Source organism: Bacteroides sp. RTP31139st1_H2_RTP31139_211217, assembly GCF_040227615.1.
In the GTDB taxonomy this organism is placed as follows: Bacteria; Bacteroidota; Bacteroidia; order Bacteroidales; family Bacteroidaceae; genus Bacteroides; species Bacteroides uniformis.
This window is the reverse complement of the sequence record NZ_JBCNZM010000162.1, coordinates 1-11,086: the sequence shown is the minus strand read 5'-3', so window position 1 is coordinate 11,086 and position 11,086 is coordinate 1. Positions and strand designations below refer to the sequence as shown.

Genomic DNA, 11,086 nt, shown 5'->3' with positions numbered 1-11,086 from the left:
CCCCATGCCTGGTATGTATAAAGGTCTTGTTTGCCCCCCTCAGCTTGAAGATGTTTCCTGCCATCAGCAGGAATGTATAGGGTATCTTTTGCAGGGCCATTGCCAGGCGGCTGGTGCAGAACCTTTTGGGAACGGCAACGAGCAGTGCGACAGCGAGCAACACCAAGAGCAGCCACCACTTCAGCCCCCATGTCCAGCGATAAACCGTAAACAACACGGAGAAGAGGAACGTGAAGCCCATCAACAGCAGGCGGGGAATGGAAAGCTGCTGGAAAAGCTTGTCGCAGAAGTCCCAGTTACGCGCAACAAGCGCCTTCCACAGAAACTTGGCGAAAGTCTGGCAGTAGTGCCATTGTGCCGACAGCCAGCGGCGGCGCTGACGGGAGAAATCGCCGGTGTTCTGTATCTTCTCATCGAACACAAAGGTTTCGGGCAGATAATAAAAACGCTTGCCGCGATAGAGCAGGGTCAGCTCCAATTCACGGTCGAAACCGCCCACAGCCTTGATGTCAGCCATCGTATCACGAAACAAGTCATAACGGAACGCCATACCGGAACCGATAAGGGCAGCCGACAAGCCCAGCTTGGCATGCCCCAGACGGAAAATGGTATTGTTGATTTCCTCACTGATGGCATCGAGCAGGGACATGTCATTGTTCAGGTTCTTGGCACTCCGGTGGGTCTGCACAATCTCGACTTCCGGATTGGCGAAGAGGTCGTTAATATCACTCAGATAATCGTAAGGGATGACATTGTCCGCATCGAGCACCAAAGCGATGTCATAGTCATTGCCGATGGCAGCCATGGCGGCATTCAGGGATTTGGACTTGGTGCTTTTCTCAAAATGCACTTCAACCAGGCGGACAGGAAGCACAGCGAGGGAAGCGTTGGTTTCGGGCTGCATACGGTCCGAAATGACAACCGTATCAAAACAGTCGGCGGGATAATCCTGCTCCAGACATGAATGGACGCACTCGTGTATCACGGCATCTTCGCGGTAGGCAGGAATCAGTATGGCAAAACGCTTGTGTTCCTTGGCTGGAGGGGGCAGAGGCAGGTCACGCCGGCGTGACGCCAGACTGTAAACCAATAGATACAGTATGTTTATTGCAAACCATATGTATAAAAGCCAATCGAATATATTCAATATATGTTCCAAATTCAGAGCTATTTAAGCTTTAGAGTTGCTGCTTGTTTTTAATGGGTATCCGACACAAAGATACAAAAAAGAAGTAGAGTCCGGACAAAATATACAAAAAATGCGAAGAATATAGGAATAAAAAAACGAGCAAGCTCTCACGAACCCCTCGCCCCTGTAAGAAAAGCCTTAAAGGCTTTTCTTTTAAACTGCGTCAATGTTACCTAAAAATCAATCTTTCTCTTTACCTGAAAAATAAAACTTCAATTACCTATTCTGAAAACTTCAAAATCCAATTTTTACCTTTACCTAATTTACCTATTTATTCAAAACATTTAGCTTATGAAAAAAATCTATTTTCAATCCTTTTACCTAACAACTAATATCCTTTATTGAAAACTGTTTTTATTATTTATCAAATCCAAATGCAGTTTCCCAACTGCACTGCAAAGGTAAGTGTTTTCTCCGCGCACGCAAAATACCGGCACATTTTTCGCATGTTTTATAACATTGTTTTAGAGTTTAAGGGTGTAGTTTACACTTATAAACAGTTTGTTGTTCATCGGGAGTATACTTTCCAGTAAAAAACAAGCCACCGAAGCGCCGAAACGCTTCGATAGCTGTCCCCTTTAAACACCTTTAAACAAAATGAATTTCTTATTTATTTTCTTGCTTCGGCAATATACCCCAAAGCTTCTTTACATTTTTCTGTAACGTAAGTCCAGTCTTCGGCAGCGACCTTATCCTTCGGGAAGAGTTTGGAACCCATACCTACGCAGAACACACCCGCCTTAATCCAGGAGGTCAGGTTTTCCTGAGTCGGCTCCACCCCACCGGTCACCATCAGCTTGGACCAGGGCATCGGAGCCAGCAGACCTTTCACGAGTTTGGCACCAAGCACGTCGCCCGGGAATATCTTGCAGAGGTCGCACCCTACTTCTTGCGCGAAGCCCACTTCTGAAACGCTTCCGCATCCCGGAGTATAGGCTACCAGGCGACGGTTACAAATCTTAGCAATCTCCGGGTTGAACAACGGGCCTACAACGAAACATGCACCCAACTGCAAATACAGCGCCGCAGTAGCAGGGTCAACGATGGAACCTACACCCATAGCCATCTCCGGGCACTCTTTTGCCGCAAATTTCACCACTTCGGCAAACACCTCGTGGGCAAAGTCACCACGGTTCGTGAATTCGAACGCACGAACACCTCCATCGTAACAAGCCTTTACAACTTTCTTTGCAACTTCTGCATCCTTATGATAAAAGACGGGCACCATGCCGGTAGAACCAATCTTATTTAATACTGCGATTTTATCAAATTTACTCATCTTTTTATTTACGATTTGACGATTTACGATTTACGATTAATATTACTTTACTTTATATCTATTCTTTTTATTTACGATTTGACGATTCAAACTTCCTTTGCTAACCGATTTCTTGTAGTGACAATAGAACTCACTATTATTTTATACAATTCATGCGCCTCTTGTTGCAACCCAAGCAGTTTATTAGCAGGAATCATCTCACTTTCAGCAATAATTTCCAACCAGTGTATAGTTTCATCCAGTTCTTCCTCTACCATTTTCAGTTTATTCAGAAAATCCTTATCAGACTTTCCCAAACAAGCTACCCTATAATTGGCAGCAGGTGAAGTCCCTGAACGTACTATTTGTTTAGCTATAGCCATTGACGAAATCCGATTAGGCATACAATCTACCATCTTGATTATTCTCAAAGAGAACACCTTCAATCGTATTTTCAATTCCTCCGAGTTCACTGTAGAAGTAATTTCAATCGTACATCGTAAATCGTCAAATCGTAAATGAGCTTAGCGTTGCACTCGTCCGCTTGCATCCCCTCCTGCCAGCGCTTCTACCTCTTCAGTAGAAACAAGGTTGAAGTCACCGTTGATAGTGTGCTTCAAGGCGGAAGCGGCTACTGCAAATTCGAGGGCGGCACCCTGGTTGGGTTTTGTCAGCAGGCCGTGGATGATACCGCCCGAGAAAGAGTCGCCGCCACCTACGCGGTCGATGATAGGATTGATGTCGTAACGCTTTGACTCGTAGAATTCCTCGCCGTTGTAAATCATTGCTTTCCAGCCGTTGTGGGTAGCAGAGAAAGACTCGCGCAACGTAGATATGACATATTTGAAGCCGAATTCCTTCGCCATCGCCTTGAAGATTCCCTTGTAGCCTTCAGCGTCCGTCTTGCCGCCTTCCACGTCTGCATCGGGCTTGAAGCCCAGACAGAGTTCAGCATCCTCTTCATTGCCGATGCAGACATCCACATACTGCATCAAAGGCTTCATGATGGACTGGGCTTTTTCTTTGGTCCAGAGTTTTTTACGGAAATTGAGGTCTACCGACACCGTAACGCCGTGACGTTTGGCAGCCTCGCAAGCCAGGCGGGTCAACTCGGCGGCCTTGTCGGAGATGGCGGGAGTGATACCTGACCAGTGGAACCAGTCTGCACCTTCCATGATGGCATCGAAATCAAAGTCTGCCGCATCTGCCTCGGCAATGGCAGAGTGTGCACGGTCATAGATTACCTTACTGGGACGCATGGAAGCACCGGTCTCAAGATAGTAGATACCTACACGGTCACCACCACGCGCAATGAAATCTGTTTTTACGCCATACTTGCGCAATACGTTGACAGCCGACTGGCCTATTTCATGTTTCGGCAACTTGGTTACAAAATAAGCATCATGTCCGTAGTTGGCACAGCTGACAGCCACGTTGGCCTCGCCGCCGCCATATACCACATCAAAAGAGTCGGACTGCACAAAACGGGTGTTTCCCGGAGTAGACAGCCTCAGCATGATTTCACCTAATGTAACTACTTTCTTTCCCATAATCTTTCTATGTTTTATTTTAATATGAAATTAATTTGTTTCCTTTCAATTTATCATTTCGAGGTATAAACAGAACCTAAACACCTGAAACTATGGAGAGTAAATCAAAATAATATTCGTTCTTCATAGTCTTCGTGTACGGGCACAAAGATACAACAATTTTTGAAATACAAAAAATTATCATATATTTGTATCGAAAATATTAAGATTATAATTGTGTGCGAGCACAAGAAGATGTACGATGGGACGATTTACGATTAGACGATTGAGATTACATTGTAGAATCGTAGCCAAAGCAACATCAATCGTACATCGTAAATCGTTAAATCGTAAATATACAGATGGAAAGAGTCAGAATAAAGGATATCGCCAAGATGGCCGATGTATCCGTGGGAACCGTCGACCGTGTGATTCACGGGCGTAGCGGTGTGTCCGAGTCCAGCCGGAAGCGGGTGGAAGAAATCCTGAAACAACTGGATTACCAGCCCAATATGTATGCCAGCGCACTGGCTTCGAACAAGAAGTACGCATTTGCCTGCCTGCTGCCAATGCACGAGAAAGGCGAATACTGGACAGACGTGGAGACGGGCATACACAACGCCGTAGAGACTTACTCTGACTTCAACGTGGCCGTGCACCTCTCCTACTATGACCCGTATGACTATCATTCATTCGCGGAAGCCTCCGGACAGATTCTGGCACTGGAGCCGGACGGAGTGATGTTTGCCCCCACCGTTCCGCAATACACCAAGCCCTTCACGGATGAGCTGACGCAACATAATATACCTTATATATATATAGACTCCAACATAAAGGAAGAGCCCGCCCTCTCCTTCTACGGGCAGAACTCGCACCAGAGCGGATATTTTGCCGCCCGCATGCTGATGCTGCTTGCCGGAGAAGACGCGCAGGAAATCGTCATCTTCCGCAAGATAAATGAAGGCATCGTGGGGTCGAACCAGCAGGAACGCCGCGAAATAGGTTTCCGCGAATACATGCAGGAGCATCATCCCGCCTGCCGCATCTGGGAACTGGACCTGCATGCCAAGCGCGACAGCGAGGACACACTGATGCTGGACGAGTTCTTCCAAGAGCATCCTACCGTAAAGAACGGAATCACCTTCAACTCCAAAGCATACATCATCGGGGAATACCTGCTGAAGAAAGAGAAAAAGGGCTTCAACCTGATGGGCTATGACCTGCTGCAACGCAACGTAGACTGCCTGAAGCAGGGAAGCATCTTCTTCCTCATAGCACAGCAGCCCACCCTGCAAGGATTCGATGGCATCAAGGCTTTGTGCGAATACCTGATTCTGAAGAAGGAAATCACAAGGGAAAACTTCATGCCGATTGACTTGCTGACGAAGGAGAATATAGAGTTTTATTACAATAAATAGTTGCATGTACAATGTACCATCTACAATGTACAATTCGACCATGCGGAAGGGGACTAATACTAGCGCAGCGCAGCCAAATTGTACATTGTAGATGGTAAATGGAAAATTTAAAAGATGGAGGCAAAGTACCTGAAAATCAACCCTGCCGACAATGTTGCAGTGGCTATCACAGCACTCCCGGCCGGTGAAAAACTCACGGTGGACGGAAAGGGAATCACCCTGAACGAGGATGTTCCTGCCGGACACAGATTTGCACTGAAAGATTTTGCGGAAGGCGAAAACGTCATTAAATACGGATACCCCATCGGCCACGCCCGGAAAGCGCAGAAGCAGGGGGACTGGATGAATGAAAACAATATCAAGACCAACTTGTCCGGGTTGCTGGAATACACATACAACCCCGTCAACGTAGACCTCAATACTACAACTCTAAACCTCAATACTGGCGCGCCAAACCTAACCTTTAGAGGGTACAAACGCAAGAACGGCGACGTAGGTGTGCGCAACGAGATATGGATTATTCCGACAGTGGGCTGTGTGAACGGAATCATCAACCAGCTTGCCGAAGGCCTGCGCCGCGAAACGGGCGGAAAGGGCGTGGATGCCATCATGGCTTATCCCCATAACTACGGCTGCTCCCAGTTGGGCGACGACCACGAGAATACAAAGAAAATCCTCCGCGACATGGTGCTGCATCCCAATGCGGGAGCCGTACTCGTGGTAGGCTTGGGGTGCGAGAATAATCAGCCGGATGTATTCCGCGAGTTCCTGGGAGACTATGACCAGGAGCGCGTAAAGTTTATGGTGACCCAGAAAGTGGGTGATGAATACGAAGAAGGAATGGAACTGCTGCGCGAACTTTATGCCAAAGCCATCCAGGACCAGCGCGAGGATATTCCCTTAAGCGAACTGCGCGTAGGCCTGAAGTGTGGCGGTTCGGACGGTTTCTCCGGTATCACCGCCAATCCGCTACTGGGCATGTTCTCCGACTTCCTCGTAGCACAAGGCGGTACCAGCGTACTGACGGAAGTGCCGGAAATGTTCGGTGCAGAAACCATCCTGATGAACCGCTGCCGCACCAAAGAGCTGTTTGAGGACACGGTGAAGCTGATTAATGACTTCAAGGAATATTTCCTTTCACACGGTGAACCGGTAGGTGAAAACCCGTCTCCGGGAAATAAGGTGGGAGGCATCTCGACATTGGAGGACAAAGCCTTGGGATGCACACAGAAATGCGGCACAAGCTACGTGGAAGGGGTACTTCCGTATGGCGAACGCCTGAAAGTAAAGGGACTGAACCTACTGTCTGCTCCGGGAAACGACCTTGTAGCCGCCACTGCCCTTGCCTCTTGCGGATGCCACATGGTGCTGTTCACCACAGGACGCGGAACGCCCTTCGGAACCTATGTGCCGACCATGAAGATTTCCACCAACTCCACTTTGGCAAAGAACAAGCCGGGCTGGATAGACTTCAACGCCGGAGTTATCGTCGAGAACGAACCGATGGAGAAAACCTGCGAACGCTTCATCGAATATATCATCAAAGTAGCAAGCGGTGAATTCGTGAACAACGAAAAGAAAGGCTACAAGGAAATAGCCATCTTCAAGACCGGAGTAACTTTGTAAATTGAAAATTAAGGGCTGATAGATGGAGGGCGGGACAAAACCATTTTGTGCCGCCCTTTGTTTTTGTTACCTTTGCGGCGGAATTGATTTCACCACAGATAACACCGATTAACATGGAATTGATTGAAAGATAGAAATCTGTGGTGAAACATTAATCTCAACCAAACAATACAACTATGTCAGCAACAACCGATACAACCCCTAAAACCAAAGGCGGCTGGTGGGCACTCAGCCCGTTGGCGGTGTTCCTTTGCCTCTACCTGGTGACCTCGCTCCTGGTGAACGACTTCTATAAAGTCCCCATCACGGTAGCCTTCCTCGCCTCGTCCTGCTATGCCATCGCCATCACGCGCGGCCTGAATCTGGAACAGCGTATCTACCAGTTTTCCGTGGGCGCCAGTAACAAGAACATCATGCTGATGGTATGGATATTCATCCTTGCAGGAGCATTCGCCCAAAGCGCCAAGCAGATGGGCGCCATTGATGCAACCGTAAATCTGACCCTGCATATACTGCCGGACAACCTGCTACTGGCGGGCATCTTCATTGCCGCCTGCTTCATCTCCCTCTCGATAGGAACAAGCGTAGGAACTATCGTCGCACTGACTCCCGTAGCCGTGGGACTGGCGGAAAAGACGGGCATCGACCTGCCCTACATGGTCGCCATCGTGGTGGGAGGCTCGTTCTTCGGAGACAATCTTTCCTTCATATCCGACACCACCATTGCATCGACCAAGACGCAGGACTGCGTGATGAGGGACAAGTTCCGCGTCAACTTCATGATTGTAGTCCCCGCAGCTCTTGTCGTGCTGGGTCTCTACATCTTTCAAGGACTGTCCGTCTCCGCCCCGCCCCAAGTGCAGACCATCGAGTGGATAAAGGTAATCCCCTACCTCATCGTGCTGGGCACGGCCGTAGCAGGTGTCAACGTCATGCTGGTACTGCTGCTGGGCATCCTCTCTACTGGAATTATCGGTATCTATACCGGCACCGCCTTCTTCGACTGGTTCGGAGCCATGGGAACGGGCATCACCGGCATGGGCGAGCTCATCATCATCACCCTGCTGGCCGGAGGCATGCTCGAGACCATCCGCTACAACGGCGGCATCGACTTCATCATCTCCCGGCTGACCCGCCACGTCAGCGGCAAGCGGGGAGCCGAATTCAGCATCGCCGCCCTGGTCGGCATCGCCAATCTCTGTACCGCCAACAACACCATTGCCATCATCACCACCGGCCCCATAGCCAAGGACATCGCCCTCCGCTTCCACCTGGACCGCCGGAAAACAGCCAGCATACTGGACACCTTCTCATGCCTCGTGCAAGGCATCATCCCCTACGGAGCGCAAATGCTGATAGCCTCCGGACTTGCCGGCATTTCACCCATCAGCATCATCGGAAACCTGTATTACCCCTTCTGCATGGGAGCATGCGCCATACTCGCCATTCTGCTGAGATACCCCAGGAAATACTCGGGAGAAGGATGAGTGATAAGTGATGAGTTATGGGTGACGTTGTGTGAACATTTAAAAAAAACACCCCTCGTGCCAACAAATAACTCATAACTCATAACTCAAAACTCAAAATCTTTTCTTACCTTTGCACTCGCTATTACGAGATAGTAGCATAATTCAAATCATTAACTAAAAACATTTTAATTAAATGGCAACAAAAATCAGATTGCAAAGACATGGACGTAAAAGCTACGCTTTCTACTCTATCGTTATTGCAGACGTAAGAGCACCACGTGATGGTAAATTTATTGAGAAGATTGGTACTTACAATCCTAACACCAATCCTGCCACAGTAGATTTGAAGTTCGACCGCGCACTTGACTGGGTGTTGAAGGGTGCACAACCTACTGACACAGTTCGTAACATCCTCTCTCGCGAAGGTGTTTACATGAAGAAGCACTTGCTGGGCGGTGTAGCGAAAGGCGCATTCGGCGAAGCTGAAGCTGATGCTAAGTTCGAAGCCTGGAAGAACAACAAACAATGCGGTTTGGCTGCTCTGAAGGCTAAGGAAGACGAAGCTAAGAAAGCTGAAGCAAAAGCACGTCTGGAAGCTGAAAAGAAGATAAACGAAGAAAAAGCAAAAGCACTGGCTGAAAAGAAAGCTGCTGAAGCTGCTGCAAAAGCCGCTGCCGAAGCACCGGCCGAAGAGGCTCCTGCCGAAGAAGCCCCTGCTGCTGAAGAAGCTGCTGCCGAATAATAGTAAGCACAGCGTTATCGCTAAAAATGGGATTAAAACTATAAAAATCCTCTCCGGTTCATATCGGAGGGGATTTTTTATTACTATATTTGCAGCTATAATCATTCATTAAAAAAACAAACAATGAAAAAGTTTACTTATCTGCTCGCTGTAGCCGCTGTATTTACAGCTTGTAACAGTGGAAACAACGGTTACACCGTAACCGGAACTGTAGAGGGTGCAGCCGACGGCGACACCGTATATCTGGAAACCGTGGAAGGACGCCAATTCGTAAAATTGGACTCTGCTGTCATCAAAGATGGAACATTCACCTTCAAGGGTACACAAGATACTGCTGTCAACCGCTACATCTCCTACAAAGCCGAAGGAAAAGACGGCGCAGCCATCGACTTCTTCCTGGAAAACGGCAAGATTAAAATCAACTTGTCGCAGGAAAACAACTCTGCCACCGGTACTGCCAACAATGATGCCTACCAGGAAATCAGAGTCCAAATCAACGGCCTGAACAAACAGATGATGACTATCTACGAATCCATGTCGGACACCACCCTGACCGACGAACAACGCGAGGCTAAAAGCAAAGAGATGGAAAATCTGGAAAACAGCATGATATCCGCCATCAAAGCCGGCATCAACAAGAACATCACCAACCCGGTGGGTGTACTCCTGCTGAAGCAGAACTACTACTACATGGATGTGGCAGACCTCGACCCGCTGATGCCCCAAATCCCTGCAGCTTACGACAACGACGAAGCCATCGTCAAGATAAAGAACAACGTTGAAAAGATGAAAGCCACTGCCGTAGGCCAGAAGTTTACAGACTTCGAGATGCAGACGCCGGAAGGAAAAACGGTAAAACTGTCCGACTACGTAGGCAAGGGCAAAGTTGTCCTTGTTGACTTCTGGGCAAGCTGGTGCGGCCCCTGCCGTCGCGAGATGCCCAACCTGGTGGAAGCTTACGCCAAATATAAGAACAAGAACTTCGAGATTGTAGGCGTATCTCTGGACCAGAGTGCTGACGCATGGAAAGAAGCCATCAAGAAGCTGAACATCACGTGGCCGCAAATGTCCGACCTGAAATACTGGAACTGCGAAGGCGCACAGCTTTATGCCGTAAGCAGCATCCCCCACACTGTGTTGATTGACGGTGAAGGAACTATCCTTGCACGCGGACTGCACGGTGACGAGCTTCAGGAAAAGATAGCCGAAGCTGTCAAATAATAAACCGGACACACCGGAGACTAAAAGAGGAGTGCCACACTTCGTCAATCGAAATGCCACACTTCACGAGGCCCAATCAATGGCATTTGCCTCTGTGAAGTGTGGCATTTCCCTTGCTGAAGTGTGGCATTCGGAATGATGGAATGCGGCGTTTTTCAAGAGAAGATACGCGCAGCCATTTCCATCCCCAACCTTACGGTTTCCCACTGTTTCTCCTCATCGGCCTCCGAAGGCGAAAGAAGCGCATTGGCATCCGGCAGACATAAAGTGAAACGTTTCAAAGGAATATAGTTCAATACACTTTCGGTTTTTGCCTGCAATTCATCCAATTCGTCTTCCTGAGGATAATGGGACAGCACGAAACCGAACACCGCTTCCTTCTCGTGTATGAACCAGAGCAGACGGTTACGGTCGCACGCGCCACAGTCGTAATTCAGGAAATAAGCATCGGCCCCATGCAGTTGCACCAGCATGTCCGTCGGTGCATGGAATGCAACATACATCCCTGCAGGACGCTCACGCAAAACCCGGTTGTTGAGCCGGATGGTATCTTCCATTATCACCGAATGTACCCCGTCGAACTGGACGTAGCGGCAGCCTGCATCATAAAGTTTGGTAAGCAAAAATTTGTAGC

9 protein-coding genes and 1 pseudogene are annotated in these 11,086 nt (G+C 48.6%); 5 read left to right on the top strand and 5 right to left on the bottom strand.

What is annotated here, in order from left to right:
* The 4 genes from ABUA47_RS19855 to ABUA47_RS19840 form a co-directional block, all read right to left on the bottom strand.
* Window positions 1-1,159: glycosyltransferase family 2 protein (locus ABUA47_RS19855; protein ID WP_349831941.1), on the bottom strand; the 1,159-nt coding region annotated here is incomplete at its 3' end.
* 640 nt (window positions 1,160-1,799) lie between these two features.
* A complete protein-coding gene (locus ABUA47_RS19850; RefSeq protein ID WP_009038291.1) occupies window positions 1,800-2,468 on the bottom strand; it encodes a bifunctional 4-hydroxy-2-oxoglutarate aldolase/2-dehydro-3-deoxy-phosphogluconate aldolase in 669 nt (222 codons plus the stop codon).
* A gap of 86 nt (window positions 2,469-2,554) precedes the next feature.
* A complete protein-coding gene (locus ABUA47_RS19845) occupies window positions 2,555-2,920 on the bottom strand; it encodes a four helix bundle protein (protein ID WP_196028417.1) in 366 nt (121 codons plus the stop codon).
* 51 nt (window positions 2,921-2,971) lie between these two features.
* Complete coding sequence (locus ABUA47_RS19840) at window positions 2,972-3,997, bottom strand: sugar kinase (protein WP_008664335.1); 1,026 nt, start codon at window positions 3,995-3,997, stop codon at window positions 2,972-2,974.
* 341 nt (window positions 3,998-4,338) lie between these two features.
* Here ABUA47_RS19840 and ABUA47_RS19835 point away from each other — a divergent pair, with 341 nt between their 5' ends.
* The 5 genes from ABUA47_RS19835 (at window position 4,339) to ABUA47_RS19815 (ending at window position 10,452) form a co-directional block, all read left to right on the top strand.
* Entirely contained in the window at window positions 4,339-5,394 is a 1,056-nt protein-coding gene (locus ABUA47_RS19835; protein WP_347774245.1) for a LacI family DNA-binding transcriptional regulator, read from the top strand.
* 114 nt (window positions 5,395-5,508) lie between these two features.
* Window positions 5,509-7,020, top strand: coding sequence for an altronate dehydratase family protein (locus ABUA47_RS19830; RefSeq protein ID WP_347774247.1), 1,512 nt, complete (start codon window positions 5,509-5,511; stop codon window positions 7,018-7,020).
* Window positions 7,021-7,196: 176 nt separating this feature from the next.
* A complete protein-coding gene (locus tag ABUA47_RS19825; protein WP_349824424.1) occupies window positions 7,197-8,507 on the top strand; it encodes a Na+/H+ antiporter NhaC family protein in 1,311 nt (436 codons plus the stop codon).
* A gap of 175 nt (window positions 8,508-8,682) precedes the next feature.
* On the top strand, window positions 8,683-9,231 hold the full coding sequence (locus ABUA47_RS19820) for a 30S ribosomal protein S16 (protein WP_349831939.1): 549 nt from the start codon (window positions 8,683-8,685) through the stop codon (window positions 9,229-9,231).
* A 123-nt stretch (window positions 9,232-9,354) separates the two neighbouring features.
* The gene (locus ABUA47_RS19815; protein ID WP_035448721.1) at window positions 9,355-10,452 is read left to right on the top strand and encodes a TlpA disulfide reductase family protein; all 1,098 of its coding nucleotides are present in this window, start codon (window positions 9,355-9,357) and stop codon (window positions 10,450-10,452) included.
* 155 nt (window positions 10,453-10,607) lie between these two features.
* Here ABUA47_RS19815 and ABUA47_RS19810 read toward each other — a convergent pair.
* A pseudogene (locus ABUA47_RS19810) lies at window positions 10,608-11,086 on the bottom strand (cobalamin biosynthesis protein); the annotation flags it as partial.